Genomic DNA, 26,084 nt, shown 5'->3' on the forward strand with positions numbered 1-26,084 from the left:
CTTCGCCGTGGGGCTGCGGCCGGCCGCTTGATTACGGGCGCCGTATAGGCAGGGCGCAGCGCCGTGTGTTGCGGTGGCAGTCGGTACGCGCAGTGTTTCCCGCCGCCAGGCGCCCGGAACAACTGCCGGCCGCCGGTCCTCTTGCTGAAGCTCCACCTAAATACCCCTTATGGCCTCCGGATTTTTTGCTTTACTGGATGATATTTCAGCGCTGGTGAAAGTCAGTGCCGCCAGCCTCGACGACGTGCCCGCGCAGGTGGCCAAAACCACCGGCAAGGTGTCCGGCATTGTCATCGACGATACGGCCGTGACGCCCAAGTACGTGGTGGGCCTGGACCCCAGCCGGGAGCTATCCATCATCTTCCAGATTGCCAAGAAGTCCCTGATCAACAAGCTGCTGATCCTGAGTCCGGCGGCCCTGCTGCTCGGCTACTTCGCCCCCTGGGCCATTACGCCCATCCTGATGATGGGCGGGGCGTATTTGTGCTTCGAGGGCTATGAAAAAGTCCACTCGATGTTCAGCAAGCACCCCGAGGCACCGGCCGAAAGCGAGGCGCTGGCAACCATTACGCCGGAGGAGCTGGAGCAGCAGCGGGTGGCCGGGGCCGTGCGCACGGATATTATCCTGTCGGCCGAAATCATGGCCATTGCCTACAGCCAGGTAACCGGCCAGCCCATCGTCAACCAAATCATGGTTATGCTGGCCGTGGCGGTGGTCATTACCGTGGGGGTGTACGGCTTCGTGGGCCTGATTGTGAAGATGGACGACATCGGCATGCACCTGGCCCAGGAAAACAAGAACCCGGCTACCCAGAAAGTGGGCCGCGGTATCGTCAAGTTCATGCCGCATTTTCTGCGGATTCTGAGCTACGTCGGCACGGCCGCCATGCTCTGGGTAGGGGCCGAAATCATCGCCCACGGCATTCCTCTTACCGCCCATTGGCTACACGAGCTGGAACTCGCCCTGGCCGACGTGCCGGTCCTGGCCTGGCTGGCCAAAGCCCTGGCCTGCGCCATTTTCGGGCTGGCGGTGGGCTTTGTGGTCGAGAAAGTCGTGGGATTGGGGAAGAAGCTGTGGCCGGGCAAAAGCAAGGCCCAGGCAGCGTAACACCCCGGGCTGGCCAGCGGGCTCACGAGTGTAGGTGCCATGCGCGCTTCAGCCCGCGTCCGCCCAAACGGCATCGGTTAGCCGGACGCAAACTGAAGTGCGCATGGCACCCGTTAGAGAATTTGTGATAAGTGCAGCACAGCTTTGATTTTATTTGAATCAAATACTGTGTTATATTATGTGAAGATAGTCTGCCAATAACTGATATCGTTGTTGATAAGCGGGGCTATTTTTTGCTGTCAACAAGCGTTTGTATGAATTCTTTTGAATATCTCTTCATGGGTGTGAAGTCTGTTCCTAAAGATGTGCTGCAGTCCAAAACCAGCACCACGGCTACATTTTTGTCAATAGCCTTTTTGGCCTCAGAGTCTTCCACATCTACGGTGTAGGGCCTCGTTCCAAATTTATTGGCAACAACAACATCCTTTATAAACAGGTTCTGTCCGCTGCTCGGTGAGTTGATAGATAAATTTGCAAGCGGTACAACGTACTTAGACCCTTGTATCGAACCAGTAATCAATGCTCCAGTGTCACCAATAAAGCTTATATGGTTTACTTTTGGACTGGTAACTCTGAATCCGGGTGCAGTACCTCCCGGATTAATAAATTGCGCATATATAGTGTAAGGGGTCATGGCGCCATTGAAGGCCGGATCTGCGTAGGTGTTAAAAGTTATTTGAAGGTATTTAGGGTCATTAGCGTTGATGGCAGTGTTGGATGTGAGAATGGAAATATTGGAGGCAGTTGATATTAATGATTTGGCTATTGACTGGAAAGTATTTTGTAATGTGCTTGAAGTAGCTCTTAAATACTGGCCATTTACAGCCAAAGAATTTAAGTCGCTGTCCACAAGTGTGCCAGCTCCAGCGAGGCCAATCGTATAAGTTTTGATTGGCTTTCCGGAGATTGAAGCATTTCTCAAAAGCGTTTGAGTATGCGTGACAACGGCTCCTTGGCCTACGGAAGGAAAATATCTTCCGGAATAGTTGTCGTAGCCATCAGTAAATGCCACGATAAATGCCTGGTCCAGCGCTTGACTGGAATTAAATTGCGTCAACTGCTCGATGCCTTTGCTAATTCCGTAGCATAATGCAGTTTGGTCTACATTGTTTTCTAATTTGTCTATGGCAGTATTGGTTGCCGTTATATTGTTGCTGATGCCAGTTACATAAACGTCATTATTGAACCCTACCACGCCCAAGAAAAGCCCCTCAATATTAGTATCAGCAACTTCCACCTGCTTGTTGTCATCATCATCACATGATTGAAGAGATGTACAACATACTGCCAATAGTACAATCAGTATCTTCTTCATGGGGGCTATGGGTTGATGGGAATCCTTTGTAAAAGTAGTCATGCAAAATCTTAAATAAAATATGTTTAGAGCGAAGATATATGCCGGGGGCTGACTCTGGCTGCCCCGCGATAAGCCACTGCTGTTTAACTAGCTATGCTGCCATCCAAGACTCCGGTTCAGCCTTCGTCTCCGGCGTTGCCCCGCCAGCCATCCGACGGAATTCAGCGCTTGCGACAGCACGGTTCCGCCCCGCCTCACACCCGGAGCGCGCCGCGGAAACCCCGGGCGGCGTAGTAGGAGGGGGCGCTGTTGTGGTACACGAAGACGGTGCCGTAGCGGTAATCGGCGAAGAGCGCGCCGCCGAGCTGGCGGATGGCGGCGGGCGTCTGCAGCCAGCTGGACGTTTTGGCGTCGAAGGTGCCGAGCTGCTGCAGCTCCCGGTACTGCTGCTCGGTCAGCAACTCGATGCCCATGGCCGCGGCCATGTCGACGGCGTTGTGTGCGGGCCGGTGTTCCTTTCTTGCTTCCCAGCCTTCTAGGTCGTAGCACAGGCTGCGGCGGCCTTTGGGGCTTTCGGCCGCGCAGTCCACGAAAACGTACTCGCCCGTCGCGTCATCTTGGCCGACTACGTCCGGTTCGCCGCCGGTTATTTCCATTTCATCCAGCGCCCAGAGCTTGGCGGGATTCGCTTCCAGCCGGGCCTGAACGGGGCCCCAGGCCAGGTCCGGGTGGCGGGCCGGATTCTGCGCGAAACGGGCCCGCAGTACGCGGAGCAGCTCCTCCCGCTGCGCCGCCGATAGTTCTTTCTTGTTGCCCTGGGCCATGGTGTAGAGCTGTTTGCAGCGGTGGGGGTAGGCGGCCGATGGGCGTTGCCGCCGCCATTGCGGCCCGGTCGCCCGGCCGGATGTTACCATACTTGCCCGGGCCGGCAATGCCCGGGCGGCAGGTCGCGCAAGGTAGTGGAGAGGCGGCCATACTACCAGGCCGCAACCGGGGCCGCGCGGCCAGCCGACGACCCTGGCGTACTTTGCCGCGTAACTACTGCCTCCCCGCGCACCTGCCCGCCGCCGGGCCCCGCGCCGCAAGCTCTATTTCATGAACATCTTCGTCGTCAACTCCGGCAGCTCGTCCATCAAGTACCAGCTCTTCCGCTGGCCCGCCGAGCAGCCCGTCTGCGCGGGCCTCGTGGAGCGCCTCGGCCTGCCCGATTCCGTCATCACCCACACCGTGTTCGGGGCCGACGCGGAGCCGCAGCGGCAGCAGCGCACCCTGGCGCTGCCCGACCACGCCGCCGGCCTGCGCGAGGTAGTGGGCCTGCTGACGGCGGCCGGAACCGGCGTCATTCAGGAACCGGCCGATATTGGCGTCATCGGGCACCGGGTGGTGCACGGCGGGGAGAAATTCGCGGCCACCACGCTCATTGATGCGGCGGTGAAGGCCGAAATCAAGGCGCTGTTTGCCCTGGCGCCGCTGCACAACCCGGCCAACTACCTCGGCATCGAAGTCTGCGAAGAGCTGTTTCCCGCGGCCCGGCAGGTGGCTGTGTTCGACACCGCTTTCCACCAGACCCTGCCCGAGTACGCCTTCCGCTACGCCCTGCCCGCCGCGCTCTACCACGAGCAGGGCATCCGCGTCTACGGCTTTCACGGCACCAGCCACCAGTACGTGGCCGGGCAGGTCGCCGCGTATCTGCACAAGCCGGATGCCCGGCTCGTCACCGTGCACCTGGGCAACGGCTGCAGCATGGCCGCCGTGCATGCCGGCCGCTGCCTCGATACCAGCATGGGCTTCGGTCCGCTCAGCGGCCTGGTGATGGGCACCCGCTCCGGCGACCTGGACCCGTCGGTCATCTTCTACCTCACCGGCCAGCTCGGCTACTCGGTAGACGAGGTCAGCGCCCTGCTCAACAAGCAGAGCGGCATGCTCGGCCTCACCGGCCACAGCGACATGCGCGACGTGGGCGCCGCCGTAGCCGCCGGCGACCCGGAAGCCACCCTGGCCCTGGCCCTATACGCCTACCGCATCAAGAAATACCTCGGGGCCTACGCCGCCGTGCTCGGCGGCCTCGACGCGGTGGTCTTCACGGCTGGCGTAGGGGAGAATGATGCCGCTGTGCGCCGCCTGGCCTGCGCCGGGCTGGAATTCCTGGGCGTGCAGGTCGACGAAGCGCGCAACACCGTCCGCAGCCGGGAGCTGCGCGAAATCAGTCCGGCGGGCGCGGCAGTGAAGGTGCTGGTGGTGCCGACCAACGAGGAACTGGAAATAGCCCGGCAGTGCGCCACGCTGCTGGGGTAGGGTTGTAGGAAGTCAAAAGCCGGTTTGTCGGCCGTCATTGCGAGCGAAGCGAAGCAATCCTTCCTCCAGTAGCACCGCCGCCCCAATACATACAAACCGAAATCTGCACCGCCTGAAAACAGCGGCGCCCGAACCTGCAGTTGCCAGTTTCGGGCGCTGCCAGTTGAACCGTCGTGCCGCGAGAACAAGGATTGCTTCGCTTCGCTCGCAATGACGGCCGGTGAGCCGCTGCTTGACTCCCGGCTGCCTGAACCCGACAAGCCGCAACTCTGCGTAACTTTCGCGGCCCGTTGCCCGCCTCACCCGCCCGTGCCCGCCCCCGTCAAGCTTTCCGTCGTCATTGTCAACTACAACGTCTGCTACTTTCTGGAGCAGACGCTGCTGTCGGTGCGGCGCGCGGTGGACAAGCTCGGGCAGCCGGTGGAGGTGTTCGTGGTCGACAACAACTCGGTGGACCGCTCGGTGAGCATGGTGCGGCAGCGCTTCCCTGAGGTCATCCTCATCGAAAACAAGGACAACCCGGGCTTCTCCAGGGCCAACAACCAGGCCCTGCGCGTGGCCAAAGGCGAATACCAGCTGCTGCTCAACCCCGATACGGTGGTGGAGGAAGACACCTTCCTGCGCTGCTGCGAGTTTATGGACGCGCACCCCGACTGCGGGGGCCTGGGCGTGAAGATGCTCGACGGGCAGGGCAAGTTTCTGCCCGAGAGCAAGCGCGGCCTGCCCACGCCCTGGGTGGCCTTCTACAAGGTATTCGGACTGGCGGCCGTGTTTCCGAAGTCCCGGCGCTTCGGCCGCTACCACCTCGGCTTCCTCGACAAGGACCAGACCCACCAGATCGAAGTGCTCAGCGGGGCCTTCATGCTGATGCGCAAGCAGGCGCTGGACCAGGTCGGGCTGCTCGACGAGGATTATTTCATGTACGGCGAGGACATCGACCTCTCGTACCGGCTCACGCGGGGCGGCTGGAAGAACTACTACTACCCCGGCACCCGCATCATCCACTACAAGGGCGAAAGCACCAAGCGCACGTCGGTGAACTACGTGTTCGTGTTCTACCGCGCCATGGTCATTTTCGCCCGCAAGCACTTCGCGCCGCAGCGGGCGGGCATGTTTTCGCTGCTGATCAACATGGCCATCTGGCTGCGCGCCGGGGTGGCCATTGCGCGGCGCTTCTGGGACTCGGCCTGGCCCATCCTGCTCGACGCGCTGATCATCTTCGTGGGCATGTACTTTCTGAAAGAGTACTGGGAAGACAACCACAAGTACGTGCCCACGCCCTACCCGTCGCAGTACATGCTGGTGGCCGTGCCGGCCTACATCGGGCTGTGGCTGGGCAGTAGCTACCTCAGCGGGGCCTACGACGAGCCCACCAAGTCTTCGCGCATCGTGCGCGGGGTGTTTTTTGGCACCGTCGTTATTTCGGCCGCCTCCAACTTCCTCGACGCCTGGCGCTTCTCCAAGGCCCTCATCGTGCTCGGCGGCACCTGGGCGGTGGCGGCCATGGTGGGCCGGCGGCTGGTGCAGCACTTCATCCAGTACCGCGACCTGCGCATTTCGGAGCGGCGGCAGAAAAACATTGCCATTGTGGGTTCGGAGGCCGAAAGCCGCCGGGTGCGCCACCTGCTCGAAGCCGCCAGCGTGCAGGCCCGCATCATCGGCTTCGTGAGCCCCACCGCCGACGCGGCCGCCGCCGACGCGCCCGAGGACCTGCTCGGCTCCCTGCGTCAGCTCGACGAGGTGCTGCGCATCTACGCGCTGGACGAGCTGATTTTCTGCGGCAAGGACCTCTCGGCGGGCCAGATCATGGGCCGCATGGTGCAGCTGCAGCAAACGCACCCGAACGTGGCTTTCAAGATTCTGCCCGAGGACAGCCAGTACATCATCGGCTCCTCCTCGAAGGATTCGCCCGGCGACTACTACGCCCTCGACATCGAGCTGAACCTCTACAAGCCCCAGCAGCGCCGCGCCAAGCGCCTGGTCGACGTGCTGCTCAGCCTGGGCCTGCTGCTGGGCGCCCCGCTGCTGCTAGGCCTGCAGCGCCAGGCCGGCGGCTACCTGCGCAACGTGCTGCGCGTGCTGGCCGGGCGCCGCACCTGGGTGGGCCTGCGCTACTCCGCCCCGCGCAAGGGCCAGGCCCGCGCCGTCCTCTCGCCCGCCGACCACGCCGAGCCCGAGGGCGCGCTGCCGCTCACCGAGGCCACCCGCCGCCGCCTGGAGCTGCTCTACGCCCGCGACTACACCCCCGCCGACGACCTGCGCCTGGTGCTGCAAAACCTGCGCGGGCTGGGGCGGGAGTAGGGGCTAGGATGGCGGTAATGCCTGCGTTATACAATTCTTTAGGATGAGGTATCTACCCATTGTAATCTGCACAGTGTTGACCGCTTGCGGGCTTAGATCGGCCGGGCCAACGGACACTATACCATATACCGACACCCAGCTCGCCAGCATTGGGCAGGCCCGCGACACCTTGCTGGCCTGTGACGCAACTATCCATGCCAAGGCTCCGGACATCAGGCTGGGCTATTTCCGAGTTCCTTACCTAGCCTTTCGGAATTGCGCCTTCGACGGCCGCTACGATAGCGCCGCACAGTGCAACCCCAGCGAGTACCTGGGGGAGATGCGCTATAAGCGTATGCTGACGGCAATTGACACGCTTAGCAAGCTGCGCATTATCGGGGCGTGGTACGCTGATTACGCACCCGATAGCAGTGACTTGGTGCTTATCATCGATACGAATTACCGCAATTATGGGGATGGTAGGTACTTGAGCACCCACACGCGGACGGGGTTTGACCTACAAGACAAGCGGGGCAAGTTCCTGTATCTGCGCGACCAGCTTTAGCTGCTGCCCGAAAGCACGTAGAATTACCCTGTTGCGGACGCGCGCGGAGGCGGACATTTGGCCTATCCTCAACGCTTTAACCCCTTCGCTCCGTGGCAACTTCTCCCGCTTTTCCGGCTTCGGCCCTCAGCAGCGCGGCCCCGCAAATCACCCCGCCCAACCCCATGCTGCCGCCCGCGGCTATCTTCTGCATGATAGCCTACGTCGACAACCCGAACGAGCCCAACGCCAGCGGGCAGCTTAACATCGAGGCCGCGGTGCAGAGCATCTTCCCGACCTGCAAGGTGGTCTGGTCGTCGACCAACACCTACGACGACAACTACGCCTACATCGTGCAGTCGCCCGACAACCAGTTCTTCCTGGCCGTGCGCGGCTCCCTGCCCTTCGTGGTCGACGGGCACACGGTTATCGACTGGGGCATCATTGCCAACTGGCTGCTGGAGGACTTCCGGGTGTACACGCAGAGCAAATGGCCCTACGTCAGCAGCGGCGAGGCCTACATTGCCAGCGGCACCATGGACGCGTTCAACAACATCAGCTCGGCCACCAACTACTTCGGCAACACCGGTCAATCGGCGCTGCAATACCTGCAGGACAACGCCGTGGCTAACAATTACCCGGTGTACATCACCGGGCACAGCCTGGGCGGCAACGTGGCCAACGTATACGCCTCCTACTTCGCCCAGCAGTGCCCCACGGCCGACGCTTATGTGTTCAGCTTTGCCGCGCCGGCAGCCGGCAACCAGGACTTCGTGACCGATCTGCAGAGCAAGTACCCGGCCGGCAAGGCTTACCACTACGAGATGAACAACGACATCATCCCGCGCTTCCCGGTGGTGGCCGCGGTGGAGTCGCTGGAGAATATGTTCCAGCCCAGCCCGCTGGCCACGGCCATTTCCCACCTCGATGTGACGCTGGCCGACCTGCTGCAGGGCGTGGCCGACACGCTGAAAGCCGACGCCGACATCGACCTCATCGACCCCTACGTGGCCACCGCGGTAACTTACGCACCCTACCCGCTGGCCGCGGCCTGGACGGATAACACCTTCGACGACTGGTTTGCGCAGGCTTCCTACCAGCACACGGCCTCGCACTACGCCAGCATTTTCTGGCAGAACACCGACGCCATCGTGGCCGCGCTGGCGCCCCGCATTACCAAGGCCAAGGCCGTGTACGCGGCAGCCCCGACGGCGCCCTGAGCCTGCTGCCCCGAAGCATTGGTTTACAGTAGCTCCGGAGGCCCGGCACCCGCGTGCCGGGCCTTTTTGCGGGCGGCGCGCAACCGGTGCGTGCTGCCCCCGGCTCCGGCTGGCGGCCTTGGGAATTAACGCGAGGCCCCGGCGCTGCGTACCTTTGCCGCTTACCCCGCTCTCAACCCTTCCCAGTCCCATGTCTACCGCTGCCGCTACGCCTGCCCTTGCGCTGATTTCCGACCGCATCAACGCCCTCGAAGCTCCGCAAACTATTGAAATGGCCAAAAAGGCGCGGGCCCTGGCCGCCCAGGGCGTCGACGTCATCAGCCTGAGCTTCGGCGAGCCGGACTTTCAGACGCCGCAGTACATCAAGGACGCGGCCAAGCAGGCCATTGACGAGGGCTTCACCTTTTACACGCCGGTGCCCGGCATTCCGGAGCTGCGCCAGGCCATCTGCGACAAGCTCAAGCGCGACAACAACCTCGACTACAAGCCCGAAAACATCGTGGTGGGCACCGGCGCCAAGCAGGCCCTGGCCAACGCGGTGCTGGCCCTGGTGAATCCCGGCGACGAAGTCATCATCTTTTCGCCGTTCTGGGTGAGCTACGAGGAAATGGTGAAGCTGGCCGAGGGCGTGACCATCCGCCTGGAAGGCACCCTCGACAACGACTACAAGGCCACGGCCGCTCAGTTGGAAGCCGCCATCACGCCGCGCACCAAGCTGGTGATGTACTCCTCGCCCTGCAACCCCACCGGGGCCGTGTGGTCGCGCGAGGAGCTGGGAGCCATTGCCGAAGTGCTGGCCCGGCACCCGCAGGTGCTGGTGGTGGCCGACGAGATTTATGAGTACATCAACTTCGTGGGCGAGCACGCCAGCCTGGCGCAGTTCGCCGCGGTGAAAGACCAGGTGGTGACGGTCAACGGCTTTTCCAAGGGCTACGCCATGACGGGCTGGCGCATCGGCTACCTGGCGGCGCGCCCCGAAATTGCCGCCGCCTGCGAGAAACTGCAGAGCCAGATTACCTCCGCCACCTGCTCCATCACCCAGCGCGCCGGCCTGGCCGCCCTGCAGGGCGGGCGCAGTTCGGCCGATGAGATGGTGGCCGCCTACCGCCGCCGCCGCGACCTGGTGCTCGGCCTGGTGAAGGACATTCCCGGCTTCAAAACGCCCACGCCCGACGGCGCCTTCTACATCTTCCCCGACGTGTCGGCCTACTTCGGCAAGACCACTGCCGACGGCGCCACCATCGGCACGGCCAACGACCTGGCCATGTACCTGCTCAACGACGCGCACGTGGCCGCCGTCGACGGGGCCGCGTTCGGGGCGCCGCAGTGCCTGCGCTTCAGCACCGCCACCGCCGACGAGAAGCTGGCCGAAGCCTTTCGGCGGGTGAAGGAAAGCCTGGCCCGGCTGCGCTAAGCCAGGCTGCTGATCGGCAATAAAAGCCGCTTCTACCCGTCGGAAGCGGCTTTTTGCTTAAACTGCCGCGCATTTTTTACTACGCCCATGAGCCAGATTCCCGTTGCTCCGCTCCCCGCCGACGAGCACCTGCGTTACCCCATCGGCCGCGTGCAGCTGCCCGAGGGCCCGCTGACGCCCGCTGAGCGCCATGAATACATCCAGCAGATTGCCGACCTGCCCGCCCAGCTGCGCGAAGCCGGCAAGGCCGCCGGCGGCGTGCGCCTGGAACAGCCCTACCGCCCCGGCGGCTGGAACGGCCGCCAGGTCATGCACCACCTGGCCGACGCGCACCTGAACAATTACTTACGCTTTCACCTGGCCCTGACCGAGGACCATCCCACCATTCCGGCCTGGAACCCCACGGCCTGGGTAGCGCTGCCCGATGTGGCCGCCACGCCCGTCACCGTGTCATTGGGCCTGCTGGAGCACCTGCACGCCCGCTGGGTGGTGCTGCTGCACCACCTCACCGCGGCCGACTGGCAGCGCACCTTCTTTCACCCGACGCTGGAGCGCGTCTACACGCTCGACCAGGCGCTGGTGCAGTACGCCTGGCACGGCCGCCACCACCTGGGCCACCTGCAGCTGCTGGCGGCCCGCTAAGTCAGTGACCGTGCAGCATGGGCTGAAACGCCGTGCGCCGGCTCCCGTTCGGGAGCCGGCGCACGGCGTTTTCTACGAGTGGCAGCGCGGTTAGTGCGTGCCGTGGTGCCCGTCGATGGCCTGGTCCATGGCATCCTTGAAAGCGCCCATGACCTTTTCCCGCTCTTCGTTGGAGCTATGGCGCAGGATGCGGTCCACCATATTGCGGTATACTTTCACCATGAACTGCGGGCCGTAAGTGGAGAGAAAATCGTCGTGAATCTTGTCGAAAGCCACTTTTTCTGCGTCGGAAATAGAGAGTGACAGGGCCAGCCACGCCTTGGCGTTGTTGGCAAGGCTGGTTTTGAGGTCTTCGTCCATGAAAAAAGCGGATAAGGAGGCGTCAGGATAAGTCGTGGCGTGCCTCTCTACCCTCAACTTGGCTGCACGGAAATTCGTGCCCGGGAAGGTACGGTTCTTTCGGTCGATATGCCAGCAGCCGGCGTCTTTACTGCCGCCGCGGTCCGGCGCTGCGTAGCGCCCGCTCCGAAACGCGAGGGGGTGCGGGCTGGCGGCCGGGTTTCATTCGTTGGCATATCCGTTGCCGTCCACGGTCTATCTTTGCGGCCTCATTTGCCATTGCCCCCGATGCCCGCTGCCTCGCCCGCCACGCTCCCCGACCTCTTTGCTGCCTTCAACGACCTGACCGTGCTCATCGTGGGCGACGTGATGGTGGACGCCTACGTGTGGGGCCGGGCCACCCGCCTCTCGCCCGAGGCCCCGGTGCCGGTGGTGAACGTGACGCGCACCGAGCAGCGCCTCGGCGGAGCCGCCAACGTGGCCCTGAACGTGCAGGCCCTGGGCGCCCGGCCGCTGCTCTGCGCCGTCATCGGCGACGACGCGGGCGGCGACCAGCTGCTGCAACTGCTGCACGAGCGGCAGCTCCCGGCCGACGGCCTGGTGCGCAGCGCCGAGCGCCCCACCACCGTTAAGCAGCGCATCCTGGCCCACGACCAGCAGCTGCTGCGCATCGACGCGGAAGTGGAAACCGACCTCTCGGCCACCGAGGACGCGGCCCTCGCCGAGGCCTACGCCCAGCTGCTGGGCCGCGCCGACGTGGTCATCTTCGAGGACTACGACAAGGGTGTGCTGGGCGCCGAGCGCATTGCCCGCTTCATCGAGCTGGCCCGGGCCCAGGGCGTGCCCACGGTGGTCGACCCCAAGAAGCGCAACTTCCTGGCCTACCGCGGCTGCACCCTGTTCAAGCCCAACCTGAAAGAGCTGCGCGAAGGCCTGAAAGTCGACTTCGCCGACGCCGACACCGCCGGCCTGGAGCGCGCCGTGCAGGCCCTGCGCGCCCACCTGCAGCCCGACATGGTGCTGGTGACCCTCTCGGAGCGCGGCGTGTTCTGCGACGCCGGGCAGGGCCCCGTCTACCTGCCCGCCCACGTGCGCGCCATTTCCGACGTATCCGGCGCCGGCGACACGGTTATCAGCATTGCCGCGCTGTGCGTGGCCCTGGGCGTGGCCCCGGCCAGCATGGCGGCCCTGGCCAACCTCGGCGGCGGCCTGGTCTGCGAGCAGCTCGGCGTAGTGCCCATCGAGAAGACGCAGCTGCTGCAGGAAGCTGAAGCGGCTGGGGTGCTGTAGCAGCCGCAAAAGCAGCGGCAAAAAAGCCCGTCATCCCGGCGCAGGAACCGCCGGTCGACGTATTCTTTTCGCAAACTCCGCACCGCCGCTGACGCCAATGGGCCGCCGCTAGCTCGGCAGAACAATAAAAGCGCAGCCACCAGGCCCGGACGATTGGGCGTTGGTGGCTGCGCTTCTGCGTTGGTGCAGGATGGGAGGGAGGGCCTTGCCTACGTCGGCCGGCGGTTCCTGCGCCAGGATGACGGGCTGCCGGGGCAGTCGAACTTATCCCACGTCCTGGCGCATGCGCAGGCTGTGCTCCTTCACCGTGTCGATGAACACGCGCACGCGGTCCGGGTCGGTGTCGGGGTACACGCCGTGGCCGAGGTTGGCAATGTGGCGCTGCGGCCCGAACCGCTCCAGCATCTCGATGGTGGCGGCGCGTACCTGGTCCGGCGAGCCGTACAGGGCGCAGGGGTCCAGGTTGCCCTGCAGCGTCTTGTCGCCGACCAAGGGGCGCACCTTGCGCGGGTCCTCGTTCCAGTCGAGCCCGATGGTGCGGCAGGGCAGCCGGGCGAAGTCCTCGTGGGCGAAGTAGGCGCCCTTGGCAAACACCGTCACGGGCACGTCGGCGGGCATGGCGGCGCAGATTTCGGCGATGTAGCTGGCCGAGAACGTGTGGTAGTGCTGCGGATTCAGAATGCCGGCCCAGGAGTCGAACACCTGCAGCATGTTGGCCCCGGCTTCCACCTGGGCGCGCAGGTAGGCAATGGTGGTATCGGTGATTTTGCGCAGCAGGGCGTGGGCCAGCTCCGGCTCCTGAAACAGCATCCGGCGGGCCTTGCTGAACGTCTTGGAACCGTGACCTTCCACCATGTAGGCCAGGATGGTCCAGGGCGCGCCGGCAAAGCCGATCAGCGGCACGCGGCCGTTCAGGGCGCGCTTGGTCACGCGCAGGGCTTCCAGCACGTAGCCCAGGTGCTCCTCGGGGTCGGCCACGCGCAGGCGCGCCACGTCGGCGGCCGACTTTACCGTCTCGGGAAACAGCGGGCCGCGGGCTTCCACCATTTCGTAGGTCAGGCCCATGGCCTCGGGCACCACCAGGATGTCCGAGAAGATGATGGCCGCGTCCACGTCCAGCGCGTCGATGGGCTGAATGGTGACTTCGGCGGCCAGCTCGGGCGTTTCCACCAGTTCCTTGAAGCCGCTCAGAAGGGCGCGCAGGGCGCGGTACTCGGGCAGGATGCGGCCGGCCTGGCGCATGAGCCACACGGGCGTACGTTCGGTTTGTTCGCCGCGGGCGGCACGCAGGATCAGGTCGTTCTTCAGCATCAGCGCAGTGGGTTTCGGGCCGCAAAGATAGACCACGGATGGCGGTGATGTTTCGCTGACGACACTGATTCGTTCCTCAACGCAGGAGCTGGCGCCGGTTTAGCCGATGAAGACGGCGTAACCGGTGCCGAAAGCGGAGCAGGCCTTCAGCCTGCGGCCAGCACCCGATGGAACTACCAGGAAGTAGCCGGTACCCACCTTCGGCCAAAACGGCGTCAGCTTGCGAAGCACGTTACGGCTAGACGCACCATATTACAGCATCGTAAGCGCGGGAAATAGCACCGCATAAAACGCACAAATACTATGACGAAGGTTCTTCGGACACTTAAGTACCTGTTGTCGACTACAATCCTGCTCTTGCTGACGGTCTTTAGGTCGCCTTACAAGGATTATTACGGAGCAATAGGACGTTATTATTTCAACGACGATGCTATCTTTTTCGGGCTGATCTTGTCGTTTGGCGGCCTCATGTTGCACTTGCCAAGCGTTCTAGCAAGTGGGTTTCCGCCGCGCGGGCTGCGCGACATTAGCAACGGCTGCTTTGCCCTCTTATACATTGGGTGGCTGGGTTACTGGGTATACTACCTCACCAGCGACGCGGCTATGCACGAAGCCGGCTGAATCAAAAACTACCCCTGAAACAGCGCCTTGATGGCCGTCATGATGAAGTTTACGCCGATGGCCAGGGTGATAAAGCCCATGATGCGCGCCAGCGCGGCCATGCCCGGGCGGCCCAGGAAGCGGGTGAGGCGCAGCGAGGAGAACAGGATGATGTAGCTGGCCACGGCCACCAGCCCGAAGCCGGCCACGATCAGGCCCATGTCGCCGTAGCTCAGGCGCTCGGTAAACAGGCCGATGCACACGGCCATGGAGCCCGGGCCCGAGAGCATGGGCATGGCCAGCGGGGTGAAGCTGATGTCGTCCTTGTGCATGCTTTCCTCCAGCGTGGCCTCCGACACCTTGGCGCGGTTGCCGCCCGGGGTGAGCAAATCGAAGGCGGAGCGCATGAGCAGGATGCCGCCCGCAATGCGCAGGTGGTTGATACTGATGCCGAAAAAGTCGAGGATGTAGCGCCCGGCAAAGAACGACACGGCCAGCACCGCCACCATGTAGGTGCAGGCGCGCAGGGCGGTGCGGGCCCGCTCGCCGGCGGTTTCGTGCTCGGTCAGCGTCAAGAACACCGGCATGGCCCCGAAGGGATTCACGACGGAAAACAGGGTGGTGAAGGTGGCGAGCAGTATTTCCATGCAGCGGGCAAAAATCCGGTTAAAGGTAGGCGGCTGGCGCATACGAGCGGGCCCGAAGTTGAGTAAGTTTAGCCTCGGCCCCGGTGCCGCCGGCCGGGCTACGCCCCGCCGCTTCCCCCGTTTCTTGTTTTTGCTTCGATGACGACCAATCCTCCCGCCGACACTACCCCCGATACGCCCACGCCCATCGTCGGCATCCTCGTGGGCGGGCAGTCCGATCTGCGCGTGATGAACGCCGCGGCCGAAATGCTGCGCCAGTTCCAGGTGCCCTACGAACTCACCCTGGTGTCGCCGCACCGCACCCCGCACCGCCTCGTCGACTACGCCGAATCGGCCCGCAAGCGCGGGCTGCGCGTCATCATTGCCGGCGGGGGCGGGGCGGCCCACCTGCCGGGCATGATAGCCGCTTTCACCACGCTGCCCGTCATTGGGGTGCCCATCAACGTGGCCACCAGCATCGGCGGGCTCGATTCCATCCTCTCCATGCTGCAGATGCCCACCGGCGTACCCGTGGCCACCGTGGCCCTCGACAACGCCTCGAATGCGGCCGTGCTGGCCGTGCAGATGCTGGCCCTGAGCAACGCCCGCCTCGCCGATGCCCTGGAAAAATACCGCGCCGCCCTGCGCGACAAGGTGATGCGCACCGTGGATGAGCTGCGCAAGGGGGGACTGGATGATATATAACCGGCAGGCGATTCTGAGCAGGGTGCAATTCGGCGGGACGCCAAAACGTAATCCAGCCGCGTGGTGCAACCAACTCGGCGGGACGTAGTACAACACCACATTCTCCTTCTCTCTCCCGTCCTCCCGCCCGTGCAAACCTTGCTTTTCGTTTCCCTCGCGCAGCTGCTTACCGGCCTGGTGGTCGGGCTGGGCGTGGCGGGCCTGCTGGCCACGCTGCTGCCCCTGATCCGGGCCACGGCCTGGTGGATTCGCGTCTTTGACTTCCCGCGCCTGCAGATTGTGGGCGTGATGGCCGTGGTGCTGCCCGGCGCCCTGCTGCTCGACTTCTGGCACTGGCAGACCTACCCCTGGCTGGGGCGCGGCCTCGTGCTGGCCCTGGGCGCGGCCATCGTCTACCAGCTCGCGCGCATTCTGCCCTACACTCCCCTGGTGCGCAAGCAGGTGGGCGACAGTGCCACCGCGGGCAGCCGCGGCCACGTGAGCCTGCTGATGATGAACGTGCTGCAGTACAACAAGCACGCGGACCGGGCCCTGCAGGTTATCCGCGAAGCCGACCCGGACATCATCATGGCCGTCGAAACCGACCCGTGGTGGCTGGACCAGCTGCGCCCGCTGCAGCAGACGCACCCCTACACCTGCCACGAGCCCCTCGACAACACCTACGGCCTGCTGTTCTTCTCGCGCCTGCCGCTGATCGGCTGCCGCATCAAGTATTTGCTCGACGACGACGTGCCCAGCATCCACACCCGCGTGCAGATGCCCGACGGCACCCGCCTGCGCGTGTACGGGCTGCACCCCAAGCCGCCCGCGCCCCAGGAAGCCAAAACCAGCACAAAGCGCGACGCCGAGCTGCTGCTGGTGGGCAAGGAAATCGACCGCAAGGACGAGCCCACCATCGTGTTCGGCGATATGAACGACGTGGCCTGGTCGCACACGTCCGAGCTGTTCCGGCGCATCAGCGGGCTGATGGACCCGCGCGTGGGCCGCGGCCTGCTGCCCACCTTCCACGCCGATTACCGCCTGCTGCGCTGGCCCCTGGACCACGTGTTCGTGTCGCCGCACTTCAAAGTCGACGACATGCAGCGCCTGCCCTACGTGGGCTCCGACCACTTTCCCATCTACATCAAGCTCAGCTACGAGCCCCACGACAAGCACGAGCAGGAGGCCAACCTGGAAGAAGCCGACGAATCGGACCACATCGAGGCCCTGGAAAAAATCAAGGACGGCTTTCAGGAAGAAGTGACCGAGGAACGCGAGGAAACCAAGGCCGAGCCGGTGCGCAACGTAACCCGCGTGCGCCCCAACCGTTCGTTGTGGCTGTGAGGCGTTGGCGCCGCCTGACAAAGCCGGGTTGCGGCGCAACAAACCGCGTCTGCCGACCCCTAAACCGCTGATGCCGGGCAATAATTCTTTGCTGCCGGGCGACAACCCTGACCTGCCGAGCACCAAGCTCGTTCTGCCGACCACCAAATACCAGCTGCTGGGCGCAACGGAGGAGCTGCGTTGTATGTTGCGGGGTAGCCGGCCGGTAAAGCAGGATTGACCGCGGCACCATGTAATGGCTGTGGGACCTTTGACTACAAAAAAAGCCCCATCGGAACGTTCCGACGGGGCTTTTTCACGGATAAGCGGGACGGTTATTCCACCACCACGCGGCGGGTGACGGTGGCCTGGCCCGGCACCGTCACGCTCAGCAGGTAAGTGCCTTTGGCCAGGCCCGCAGTGGGCAGGCTGGTGCCGGCGCCGCTGAAGGCCTGCGTGGCTACCGTACGGCCCACCACGTCGCGCAGCGTAGCGGTGGCGGCGGGTGCCGCCTTGCTCAGCGTCAGGTTCAGCTGCGCCTGGCCGGCCACGGGGTTGGGCCACACGCTCAGCTGCAGCGTGTGGGCGGCGGCCGTAGCCAGGGGCCGCTGCGGCGAGAAGACCAGCTCGAAGCGGCCGGTAATCAGGGCCGCGGCGTTGCTCACCGTGAACGAGTAGCTGGGCTGCTGGGCGAGGTCGATGAGGGCCCCGGTCTGCAGGTCGCGCAGGTAGGTGGGCACCGCGGCCAGGTTCAGCAGTTCGGCGGCGCTGAGCGTGTAGCTGCCCACGGCCGGCACGCCCACAGCCAGCGGCACCACCAGCGGGCTGGTGCCCAGCGGGGGGCGCCCGTCGATGCACAGGCGCTGGGTGGCCGAGAGGCTGGTGGAAAGGTTCAGGCCCGAGGGGTTGGGCAGTTTCTCGGCGTCGTAGCGCGCGTCGAAGCCATCCGTGGCGCCCTGCTCGAAGTACACGAACACGTCGTCGCCGGTGGGGCTGCCGGCGGGCCGGAGCGTGAGGTGCGCCGCGGGCCGCGTTTCGGTGGTGCGCTGGTAGGTCGGGTTTGAGTAGCTGGTCGGGCGGTGGCTGTTCCTAAGGGTGAGCGTGCCTGCGGTCTGGCCCGCCGCCACCCGCACGAAGAAGCCCTGGCCCAGTGGCAGCACGGGGCTGATGTTGCCGAAGCCGCCTTGGTAGAAGCCGTAGGAGCCGGTGTAGGGGTTTGCCGGGTTGTTGCTGGCAAACACGTAGATGACGCCGTCGACGTTGGGGCGGTCGGCCGCCGTTACCAGGCTCCAGTCCAGGGGCGAGGGGTAGGGGTTGCCCACCAGGTGCAGCCCCGCGCTGGCGGCCGTGGCGCCGCTGTTGCGGCTCAGCGCCAACGGCACGGTGCCGTTGTTCTGCGGGCCGGTAAAGCTCAGCGTCTGGTCCGCGGCCAGGTTCACGGTGTAACCCTGGCCCACGCTCAGCGGGTCGTTCCCGGCGCTGGGCGAGTACCAGCCCTTGTCGAAGGTCGACAGGTTGTTGCTGGTCGTGGCCAGGCGGCTCTGGTCGTAGCCGAACACGGTGGGGAAGGGCGAAACCGTGGCCGGGGTGGCCGAGGCGTTGTACGCCGGGTTCACCACCGGGCTGAAGCCGGCGGTGGTCAGGCTGCTCACCGTGGCCGTGCCGACGGGCGCGGAAACGTGGCGGTAGCCGCGGTTCGGGTTGAGGGCCGGCACGATGTAGCGCTGCACCGTCAGGTTGCCCGTCACCACGTTGCTGCCGGTGTTGACCACCATGGCCGTGGCCGTCGCGTCGGACACCAGCGTGAGCGGGTTGCCCTGGGTGACGAAGTTGCCGTTCAGCGTGAGCAGGCCCCGCACGGCGGTGCTGGCCGAGGTGCTCGACTGTGCGCCGTTGGCCCCCACCGTCAGGTTCCAGAAACGGGTGCCGCTGCTGCCCAGGATGTTGGCCGTCGTCGTCGTGCCCAGCACCACGGTGCCGCCGGAGGGCTGGAAGGTACCGTTGTTGGTCAGGTTGCCGCGCACGTCCAGCGTGCCCCCGGTCTGGCTTAGCGTCGCGCCGCTGTTGAGGCTCAGGCCCCGCGCCGTGGCCGTGCCCGAGCCGATGAGCGGCATCCGCGGGGCGCTGGCGGGCACGGTCGCGTCGAGCAAGGCGGTGGGCACGCCGGCCGTCCAGTTGCCGGCCGTGTACCAGTCGGTGTTTGCGGCGCCGGTCCAGGTGGTGGCCGTAGCCGGGGCCAGGTAGGTGAGGGAGTACGAGGCGGAAGCCGCGTTGCCGTTGCCGGCCGCATCCTGCGCCGCGTTGGCCCCGATTTGCACCGTCGTGGCCGTGCCCGCCGTGGTGGGCGTCACCGCGAAGGTGTACGGACCGCTGCCGCTACCGGTCGGGCCGCTGGTGACGGTGCCGTTGGTCACCGAGATGCCGCTGGCCGCAAAGCCCGTTACCGATTCGCTGAACGTTACCGCGAAGGGCAGGGGCGTCGTGGTCGTCGAGCCGCCCGAGGCGCCCGCCGCGGAGCTGAGCGTGGCCGTCGGCGCCGTGGTATCGACGATGAACGTGTTGGTGTTGCTGTCGACGCTGCTGTTGCCGGCCGCATCAGCCGCGCGGGCTTTCACCGTGTGGCTGCCGTTGGCCAGGGCCGTGGGCTGGGCCAGCCCCCAGGTACCACCCGGTACGGCCGTAGCAGTGCCTACCGGCGTGCCGTCGACGACCACGGTAATGGTCGTGCCGGCTTCGGCCGAGCCGCCGTAGAGGGGCGTGGGGTTGTTGGTCAGGCTGCCGTTGGCGGGCACCACCACCACCGGCGCCGCGGGCGGGGTCGTGTCTACCGTGAAGGTGTTGGTGTTGCTGTTGGCGCTGACGTTGCCGCCCACCGCCGCCGTGGCGTACACCGTGTGCGAGCCGTCGGCCAGGCTGGCGGCCGGCGTCAGGGTCCAGTTGCCGCTGGCGTCGGCCGTGGTCGAGCCGATGCTGCTGCCGTCCACGTACACCGTTACCGTGGTGCTGGTCGGAGCGGTGCCGGTAACGGGCGGCCGGTTGTTGTTGGTCAGGCTGCCGTTGGCCGGCGTCAGCACCACGGGGGCGGCCGTCGGGGCCACCGCGCCGGTCACGCAGATGGTAAAGCTGCCATCAGCCGGGGCCGTATCGTAGGGATAGTAACGGATGTAGTAGCGCGTGCCGGCCGTGAGCCCGTTGACGGTGAGGGTTTCGCCGCCCGAGAAGTTAAGGTCGCGGCAGCCCAGGGACGCGAGGCTGCCGCAGCTGCCCGAAAACACCTGCAGCACGCCATCAAAGGCGCTGTTGGTCGTTACCGTGTGGGTGGGCCCAGTAGCCGTAAACGAATACCACACGTCCAGGGCCGAAGCGCTGGTAGCCCCGCTGCACGAGGAGGGAGCCTGCGACTGGGTGGCGCCCGTCACGGTGCCGGTGGTCGTCGAGCAACTGACGGCCGAGGCCAGGTTGATGGCCGTGGCGCACTCGTCGTTGGGCACGCGGGTGGCGAAGGTCAGCGTGCCGGGCGCCGAGGTTACCCCGTTGGCGCAGTTGCCCACAATGCTCACCGTGTAGCTGGTGGCGCCCGTCAGCCCGGTCAGCGTCACCGGCGAGGCCGTGACGGTCTGCGTGGTGGTGGCCGGGAAGGTCGTCACCGTGTAGCTGCTGGAGGTGCCGTTCGGCGTGAAGCTGACGACGGCCGAGCTGGCCGTAATGCTGCTGGCCGCCAGGTTGGTGGGGGCGTTGCAGGGAGGCGGCGCGGTGGTGCTGAAGCTGGCCGTGGCGGCGGTGGAGGTGGTGCCGCCGGCGCAGTTCGAGACGATGCTGACGGTGTAGGCCGTGCCCGGCGTCAGGCCCGAGAGCGTGACGGGCCCGCCCGCGACGGTCTGCGTGGTGCTGGCCGGCGTGGTCGTCACCGTGTAGCCCGTGGCCGAGGCGCTGGCCGTAAAGCTCACCGCAGCCGTGGTCTGCGTGACACTGCCCACGCTCAGGTCGGTCGGGGCGTTGCAGGCGGCCGGGGCGGTGATGGTGAAGTTGGTGTTGGAAATATCGAAGAAGTAGTTGTCGGCCGCCGCCACCATGATGCGGGCCGTCGTGGTGGCCACGCTGGGCACCGTAACAGCCTGGCTACCGTCGTTGGCTACGCCGCTGGCCAGCGCGGTGGGATAGGTCAGGCCACCGTCGGTCGAGAGCAGAATGTTCACCGTGGCGCAGTTCACGCCGTTGGCCGAGGTGCCGGCCACGATCCAAGTCACGGTCTGCGTCGAGCCGCCGGTCCAGGTCAGGGCCGTGTTCGGGGCCGTCACCAGGAAGGGGCCGGCCGCGCTGGTCACGCTCAGGTTGAGGTTGGCGCTGTAGTTCACCCCGCCGATGACGCCGGCCGGGCCGCTGTGCTGGTCGCGGGCGGTGCAACGGAAGCTGAGCGTGCGCGTTACCGTGGGCAGCCGCTCACTGGTGCTGCTGGTGTTGCTGATGATGTCGCTCAGGCGCGGAAAGTAGCGCGTGGGCGAGCTGACGGGCAGAAACGAGCGAAACAGCGGCACGTTGCTGTTGGCCGCCTGCGCGGCGGTAAGGGTGGCGTACGGGCCCAGGTCCATTTCCTCCCAGCAGTACGTCAGCGCGTCGTTGTTGGCGTCGGTGGCGCTGGCCGTGAGGCGGAAGGGCGTGCCGATGGGCAGCGTCCGACTGGCCGGAATGGTCACCACCGGGGCGGTGTTGCCGGTGGCCGTGGAAGTACCGCAGGACGTGGAGGCGATGAACGTCGCAATTTCCTGGAAGCTGCCCGTGTGGAAGTACGGGTCGGAGTTGTTTTGCAGGTTATCCGGCGCGCAGATGCCCGCGTAGGCCATGATGGTGCTGCCCGAGCCGGGCTCGAAAGCCGTGCTGGGGTTGCCGTTGTTGGCGCCGCAGTTGGGCCCGGTGGCGCTGTTGAAGGTGTGGTTGCCGCCGAACTGGTGCCCCATTTCGTGGGCCACGTAGTCGATGTCGAAGGCATCGGCCACCGGGGCGCTGCTGCCGGTCACGCCGCGGGCCTTGTTCGAGGCGTTGCACACCACGCCCAGGCCGGCCAGGCCGCCGGAGTTGGTGCCGAACACGTGCCCGATATCGAAGTTGTTCGTGCCAATGACGGTGGTGATGTTGCTCTGCGCCTCGCCGATCATCGCGTTCGGGTTGCCGTTGGTGTACGGGTCAGAGCCGGTGTTGGTGTAGATAATCTGGCTGTTGGTGCCCACCAGCTGCAGGCGCACGGCCAGCTCCTTCTCGTACACGCCCACCACCCGGTTCACCGTCGTCACGATGGCGGCCTGGGCCAGCGCCACCGTGCCGCCGTGAAACGTGGTGTACTCGCCGGTGGCGGCCACGGCCAGCCGGTAGGTGCGCAGCGTGGGGCCCGTGGCAATCAGCGTGCGGTGCTGGCTGCCGCCGGCCGCGATGCGCCGCATCTGGCTGGCGGCCAGCTCGGCGGCCGTGGGCTGAAACTGGCATACCGGCACCGCGCCGGCCGCCGCCCGGTTCATGTCGCGGCGGAAAAAGCTCAGCACGTGCTGCTGGTCCCCGCGCGTGGCCGGATCAATGTAGATGGTGCCCGCCGTCGGCGACAGAATCTGGGCGTGGAAGCCCTGGGGCGTCATATCCAGGCGCACGGTGGCCGCGGCCTCGTCGAGGCCCACGCCGCGGTAGGTTTTGATCTGCGGAAACTGGGCCGCCAGGGCCGGGGCCATCACCGCCGTTTCCGTCACCGCAAAGCGGCCGGTCGTGCCGTCGGGCAGGGGCAGGGCCAGGGTGAGCGGGGCCGCGCCGGGCTGGGTTTCGGCGGGGGCCGTGGCCAGGGCGGCCCGCAGGCCGGCCACGTTCAGCGTCAGCGGCCGGCTGTGCTGCAGGGCCGCCCCCAGGGCCGAGCGGCCGGCCGTGGCGTCGTCCTGAAAATAGGCCGCAGCTCGTCGTTGCGCCTGCGCGCCGCCCGTGAGTGCGACGCCCAGGGCTACGCAGCAAGCCGCCGCCCGGAAGTAGAGTTTATACATATGACTGCAAGTGAGAAGAAAAGGTGGGAAAGTATGGACAAAATTCAGGGTTGGAGACCGGAAAAAGACGAGCGGATAAAAAAATAATCCAGTACCGGCCCGGCCGGCGGGCGGTGGCTTCGTGCGGCGCGGCGCCCGGCCGCTTATTCGGCGTAGAGGAAGGCCATCTGCCGCTGGTTCACCGCGGCCGGCAGGCGGCGCATCACCGCGTTGCGCAGGCCCACCAGCAGCGGGTGACGCAGCTGCGCCACCCGGCCCAGCTGCCACGACTGCCGCACGATGCGCGTGGTGCGCGGCCGGCGTCGCTCGTCGAACTGGCGAAAGGCCGCGGCCCCGTCGGCGGGGTGCTCCTGCAGGCAGCGGGCCAGCATGGCGGCGTCTTCCACGGCCTGCCCGGCGCCCTGCCCCATGTTGGGCGTGGTGGCGTGGGCCGCGTCGCCGAGCAGGAGCACGCGGCCGAAGTCGAAGCGCGGCAGCGGGGCCAGGTCCACGATGTCGCCCCAGATAACCTGCTCGTCGGTCGTCAGGGCCAGCAGTTCCGGTATGGGCCCGTGGAAGCCGGCGAAGTGGCGGCGCAGCTCGGGCAGGCGCCAGGCGCGGTACGCGGGGTTTTGGGCTAGGGCGCTGCTCACGCAGGCAAACCAGTACACCTGCCCGTTGGCCAGCGGCACCACGCCGAAGCGCCCGGCGCGGCCCCAGCTTTCGGTGCTGCGCCCCGGCGGCAGTCCCAGCGCCGCCGCCTCGGTGATGCCACGCCAGCAGGTGTAGCCCGCGTAGCGCGGCCGCGCCGCGGGGAGCAGCTGCCGGCGCACCCCCGAGCGGATGCCGTCGGCGGCCAGCAGGTAGGGCGCGCTGGCGGCGGTGCCGTCGGCGAAGTAGGCCGTGACGCCCGCCGCGTGCTCCTCGAAGCGCGTGAGGGCCTTGCCCAAATGCAGCACCCCGGCCGGCAGCTGCTGCAGCAGCAGGCGCTGCAGGTCGGCGCGGTGAATGGCGAGGTTGTCGTAGCCCAGCGGCGCGGTGAAGGCGCGGGTGTCCACGTCGTTGAGCACCCGGCCCCGCTCGTCGAGCAGGCCGATGCTGGTGACGGGGTAGCCGGCCGCGCGCACTGCCGCGTGCACGCCCAGGCGGTCGAGGGCGCGCATGGCGTTGGCGCCCAGCACCACGCCCGCCCCGATTTCGCGCAGCTCGACGGCCGCTTCGTATACCCGTACCTGGTGGCCGAGCTGGCGCAGGGCCAGGGCCGTGGCCAGGCCTCCGATGCCCGCGCCGATGATGAGAAAGTCCATGCGGTAACGCCGTTGGGCGCCACCCTCGCCCAATGATGTGGGGCAGCGCCAATCCGGCCGCAACTTACGCAGCCGCTGCCGCCCCGCCTACCACATGATCGGGGGAGGCGGGCACCAACGCCCCCGCGCCGGGCCTACTTTGGCGGCGGCAAGCGGCCCAGCCGCGGCGGCCGCTTCGATTCCCAGATAGGGAAAGCTGCCTCTCAAATAGGGATGAGCGGAATTGAACTAAAGCCTAGTAGCCCTGAGTTTGGAGCGAGTAGGTTTACCTGAAGTAGCGCAGAAATATGACTTTTCTATTCACCCCCTTGCTGATCGGCCTGGCCGGCCTGAGCACGCCCGCCCCGGAGCCCGGCCCGGTCTTCAAACCCGAGATGGTGCCGGCCACGGCCGTGCGCACGGCGGCCTTCGTGCCCACCGGCTGGCTGCTCGAAAAGCAGATCAACGGCGACCTGAACGGCGACAACCGCCCCGACCCGGTGCTGATGCTGGTGGAGCGCCCCAGCGCCTCGGCCCCCGAAGCCCGGCGTGAGCGGGCCCTGGTGGTGCTTCTCAACGAGCCCAGCGGGCAGCTGCGCCGCGTGGCTGCCTCCGGCACGGCCCTCTACTGCACCGGCTGCTTCAACTCCGACCGCACCGCCGCCCCCGACCTGACCATCACCAAAGGCACCCTCTCGGTGCGCCACCTCTCGGGCGTGGCGCAGACCCTGGACGTGACGCAGCGCTACCGCTTCGAGGCCGGCCGGGTGCGCCTCGTGGGCGAGAGCGTGATGCAGAGCAGCCGCCTCAAGCTCGACACCACCTACAAGCGCACCGACTACCTCACCGGCCAGCAGCAAACCGAGCACATCACCGCCGACCCCGCGGACCCGAACGGCGCCAAGCAGCTGGTGACGCGCAAAGACGCGAAAGTGCCCACCGCGCCGCGCTTCTTGGAGGACGTGAACGTGGCCAGCCTGAATCTGTAACGGTGCCATTCCATCTGCTCACATAGCAAGCACAAGGCCGGGGCGACGCTCCGGCCTTTGTTGTGAGCGGCCGGCAGCGTATCTTAGGAATGCTATGCGAGCTGCCGGGTTGCTCATTGGACTCTTGCCGCTGCTCAGCGGCGCGGTGGCGGCCCAAAGCCGCAAAAGCCAGATCATATCTATCTCCCAACTACCTGCCAACGCCCGGCAGACCGCCGCGTTTGTGCCCGCCGGCTGGCGCATCGACAGTCGTATCGGCGGCGACCTGAACGGCGACCAGCAGCCCGATTCGGTGTTGGTGCTGGTCGAGAAATCCGGGGACGTCAGCCAGGACGGCGGCGAAGACAGCAACCGCCACCGGGCATTGCTGATCATTCTGGCTGAGCCAAACGGGGCGCTTCAGCGCGTGGGGGTGGGCGTGGGGGCTTTGTATTGCACCAAGTGCCTTGCCCGGGACTCGTCCCAGGTCGGAACGCCCGGCGTGAGCCTGGAACGGGGCGACGTCCTGGTCAAGCACATATTCGGCACCAACCAGCGGCTGACGCAAACGCAGCACTACCGCTACGAAAGCGCTACCGGCCGCGTCCGCCTGGTGATGGAGGACTACAGCTGCCTCAACCGGGCCGAGGCAAGATTCGTCAGCGCCACGACGTATTTCCTGACCGGGCAGCAAATCGTGCGCCGGGGCCGGGGCCGCTGGTTTACCACCATGGAAAAACCGGTCACTCGCGCCGTCGACGTGCCCCAGCTGCACCTGGAAGATGTCAACCTGCGCAAAACCATACCCGCCTGGCTGCCGCCGGGTTTCTTCGACTAAGCCGCAAAAAAAAGGCCCCGCAGCGT

At 65.7% G+C, this 26,084-nt stretch carries 19 protein-coding genes; 12 read left to right on the forward strand and 7 right to left on the reverse strand.

What is annotated here, in order from left to right; translation table 11 throughout:
- Positions 1 to 169 precede the first annotated feature (169 nt).
- A complete protein-coding gene (locus DLM85_RS14865) occupies positions 170 to 1,108 on the forward strand; it encodes a DUF808 domain-containing protein (RefSeq protein ID WP_111478896.1) in 939 nt (312 codons plus the stop codon).
- A gap of 226 nt (positions 1,109 to 1,334) precedes the next feature.
- On the opposite strand, the gene DLM85_RS25085 is transcribed toward DLM85_RS14865, so the two are convergent.
- Entirely contained in the window at positions 1,335 to 2,423 is a 1,089-nt protein-coding gene (locus DLM85_RS25085) for a hypothetical protein (protein ID WP_133257074.1), read from the reverse strand.
- A gap of 236 nt (positions 2,424 to 2,659) precedes the next feature.
- Complete coding sequence (locus tag DLM85_RS14870; RefSeq protein WP_111478897.1) at positions 2,660 to 3,229, reverse strand: DUF4256 domain-containing protein; 570 nt, start codon at positions 3,227 to 3,229, stop codon at positions 2,660 to 2,662.
- 271 nt (positions 3,230 to 3,500) lie between these two features.
- Between DLM85_RS14870 and DLM85_RS14875 the strand changes: the two genes are divergently transcribed.
- The 6 genes from DLM85_RS14875 (at position 3,501) to DLM85_RS14900 (ending at position 10,800) form a co-directional block, all read left to right on the forward strand.
- Positions 3,501 to 4,700 carry an acetate/propionate family kinase gene (locus tag DLM85_RS14875; protein ID WP_111478898.1) on the forward strand — a complete coding sequence of 400 codons (1,200 nt, stop codon included), beginning with the start codon at positions 3,501 to 3,503 and terminating at the stop codon, positions 4,698 to 4,700.
- A 309-nt stretch (positions 4,701 to 5,009) separates the two neighbouring features.
- Positions 5,010 to 7,001 carry a glycosyltransferase family 2 protein gene (locus DLM85_RS14880; protein ID WP_207891032.1) on the forward strand — a complete coding sequence of 664 codons (1,992 nt, stop codon included), beginning with the start codon at positions 5,010 to 5,012 and terminating at the stop codon, positions 6,999 to 7,001.
- 73 nt (positions 7,002 to 7,074) lie between these two features.
- Positions 7,075 to 7,545: a hypothetical protein gene (locus tag DLM85_RS25785; RefSeq protein ID WP_133257075.1), complete on the forward strand. Its 471-nt coding sequence runs from the start codon at positions 7,075 to 7,077 to the stop codon at positions 7,543 to 7,545.
- A gap of 92 nt (positions 7,546 to 7,637) precedes the next feature.
- Complete coding sequence (locus DLM85_RS14890; protein ID WP_111478901.1) at positions 7,638 to 8,744, forward strand: lipase family protein; 1,107 nt, start codon at positions 7,638 to 7,640, stop codon at positions 8,742 to 8,744.
- Between the two features lie 190 nt (positions 8,745 to 8,934).
- A complete protein-coding gene (locus DLM85_RS14895) occupies positions 8,935 to 10,158 on the forward strand; it encodes a pyridoxal phosphate-dependent aminotransferase (protein WP_111478902.1) in 1,224 nt (407 codons plus the stop codon).
- Positions 10,159 to 10,245: 87 nt separating this feature from the next.
- Positions 10,246 to 10,800, forward strand: coding sequence for a YfiT family bacillithiol transferase (locus DLM85_RS14900; protein WP_111478903.1), 555 nt, complete (start codon positions 10,246 to 10,248; stop codon positions 10,798 to 10,800).
- A gap of 90 nt (positions 10,801 to 10,890) precedes the next feature.
- Here the strand turns inward: DLM85_RS14900 and DLM85_RS14905 are convergent, their stop codons facing one another.
- Positions 10,891 to 11,160 (reverse strand): hypothetical protein, encoded by a 270-nt coding sequence (locus tag DLM85_RS14905; RefSeq protein ID WP_111478904.1) that lies wholly within the window; start codon positions 11,158 to 11,160, stop codon positions 10,891 to 10,893.
- 267 nt (positions 11,161 to 11,427) lie between these two features.
- Here DLM85_RS14905 and DLM85_RS14910 point away from each other — a divergent pair, with 267 nt between their 5' ends.
- A complete protein-coding gene (locus tag DLM85_RS14910; protein ID WP_111478905.1) occupies positions 11,428 to 12,429 on the forward strand; it encodes a bifunctional heptose 7-phosphate kinase/heptose 1-phosphate adenyltransferase in 1,002 nt (333 codons plus the stop codon).
- Between the two features lie 264 nt (positions 12,430 to 12,693).
- Here DLM85_RS14910 and hemE read toward each other — a convergent pair whose 3' ends face one another.
- Both hemE and DLM85_RS14925 read right to left on the reverse strand, forming a co-directional pair.
- Entirely contained in the window at positions 12,694 to 13,743 is a 1,050-nt protein-coding gene (hemE, locus tag DLM85_RS14915) for a uroporphyrinogen decarboxylase (protein ID WP_111479117.1), read from the reverse strand.
- Positions 13,744 to 14,369: 626 nt separating this feature from the next.
- On the reverse strand, positions 14,370 to 14,987 hold the full coding sequence (locus tag DLM85_RS14925; protein ID WP_111479118.1) for a MarC family protein: 618 nt from the start codon (positions 14,985 to 14,987) through the stop codon (positions 14,370 to 14,372).
- A 138-nt stretch (positions 14,988 to 15,125) separates the two neighbouring features.
- On the opposite strand from DLM85_RS14925, the gene purE reads away from it, so the two are divergent.
- Positions 15,126 to 15,671 (forward strand): 5-(carboxyamino)imidazole ribonucleotide mutase, encoded by a 546-nt coding sequence (gene purE, locus DLM85_RS14930; protein ID WP_111478907.1) that lies wholly within the window; start codon positions 15,126 to 15,128, stop codon positions 15,669 to 15,671.
- Positions 15,672 to 15,800: 129 nt separating this feature from the next.
- Positions 15,801 to 16,994, forward strand: coding sequence for an endonuclease/exonuclease/phosphatase family protein (locus tag DLM85_RS14935; RefSeq protein WP_111478908.1), 1,194 nt, complete (start codon positions 15,801 to 15,803; stop codon positions 16,992 to 16,994).
- A 314-nt stretch (positions 16,995 to 17,308) separates the two neighbouring features.
- Here DLM85_RS14935 and DLM85_RS14940 read toward each other — a convergent pair whose 3' ends face one another.
- Both DLM85_RS14940 and DLM85_RS14945 read right to left on the reverse strand, forming a co-directional pair.
- A complete protein-coding gene (locus DLM85_RS14940; RefSeq protein WP_111478909.1) occupies positions 17,309 to 22,987 on the reverse strand; it encodes a reprolysin-like metallopeptidase in 5,679 nt (1,892 codons plus the stop codon).
- Positions 22,988 to 23,130: 143 nt separating this feature from the next.
- A complete protein-coding gene (locus DLM85_RS14945) occupies positions 23,131 to 24,273 on the reverse strand; it encodes an FAD-dependent monooxygenase (RefSeq protein ID WP_111478910.1) in 1,143 nt (380 codons plus the stop codon).
- 287 nt (positions 24,274 to 24,560) lie between these two features.
- Here DLM85_RS14945 and DLM85_RS14950 point away from each other — a divergent pair, with 287 nt between their 5' ends.
- Both DLM85_RS14950 and DLM85_RS14955 read left to right on the forward strand, forming a co-directional pair.
- Complete coding sequence (locus tag DLM85_RS14950) at positions 24,561 to 25,241, forward strand: hypothetical protein (RefSeq protein ID WP_133257076.1); 681 nt, start codon at positions 24,561 to 24,563, stop codon at positions 25,239 to 25,241.
- 109 nt (positions 25,242 to 25,350) lie between these two features.
- Positions 25,351 to 26,058: a hypothetical protein gene (locus DLM85_RS14955; protein ID WP_165822149.1), complete on the forward strand. Its 708-nt coding sequence runs from the start codon at positions 25,351 to 25,353 to the stop codon at positions 26,056 to 26,058.
- Positions 26,059 to 26,084: the final 26 nt, after the last annotated feature.

This window comes from Hymenobacter edaphi (assembly GCF_003258365.1).
GTDB classification, from domain to species: domain Bacteria; phylum Bacteroidota; class Bacteroidia; order Cytophagales; family Hymenobacteraceae; genus Solirubrum; species Solirubrum edaphi.

What these genes read in the sequence shown, in the direction of transcription:
- DLM85_RS14865 (WP_111478896.1), top strand. Translation starts at nt 170, where the DNA reads ATGGCCTCCGGATTTTTTGCTTTACTGGATGATATTTCAGCGCTGGTG.
- DLM85_RS25085 (WP_133257074.1), bottom strand. Translation starts at nt 2,423, where the DNA reads ATGAAGAAGATACTGATTGTACTATTGGCAGTATGTTGTACATCTCTT.
- DLM85_RS14870 (WP_111478897.1), bottom strand. Translation starts at nt 3,229, where the DNA reads ATGGCCCAGGGCAACAAGAAAGAACTATCGGCGGCGCAGCGGGAGGAG.
- DLM85_RS14875 (WP_111478898.1), top strand. Translation starts at nt 3,501, where the DNA reads ATGAACATCTTCGTCGTCAACTCCGGCAGCTCGTCCATCAAGTACCAG.
- DLM85_RS14895 (WP_111478902.1), top strand. Translation starts at nt 8,935, where the DNA reads ATGTCTACCGCTGCCGCTACGCCTGCCCTTGCGCTGATTTCCGACCGC.
- DLM85_RS14900 (WP_111478903.1), top strand. Translation starts at nt 10,246, where the DNA reads ATGAGCCAGATTCCCGTTGCTCCGCTCCCCGCCGACGAGCACCTGCGT.
- DLM85_RS14905 (WP_111478904.1), bottom strand. Translation starts at nt 11,160, where the DNA reads ATGGACGAAGACCTCAAAACCAGCCTTGCCAACAACGCCAAGGCGTGG.
- DLM85_RS14910 (WP_111478905.1), top strand. Translation starts at nt 11,428, where the DNA reads ATGCCCGCTGCCTCGCCCGCCACGCTCCCCGACCTCTTTGCTGCCTTC.
- DLM85_RS14925 (WP_111479118.1), bottom strand. Translation starts at nt 14,987, where the DNA reads ATGGAAATACTGCTCGCCACCTTCACCACCCTGTTTTCCGTCGTGAAT.
- purE (WP_111478907.1), top strand. Translation starts at nt 15,126, where the DNA reads ATGACGACCAATCCTCCCGCCGACACTACCCCCGATACGCCCACGCCC.
- DLM85_RS14940 (WP_111478909.1), bottom strand. Translation starts at nt 22,987, where the DNA reads ATGTATAAACTCTACTTCCGGGCGGCGGCTTGCTGCGTAGCCCTGGGC.
- DLM85_RS14945 (WP_111478910.1), bottom strand. Translation starts at nt 24,273, where the DNA reads ATGGACTTTCTCATCATCGGCGCGGGCATCGGAGGCCTGGCCACGGCC.
- DLM85_RS14950 (WP_133257076.1), top strand. Translation starts at nt 24,561, where the DNA reads ATGACTTTTCTATTCACCCCCTTGCTGATCGGCCTGGCCGGCCTGAGC.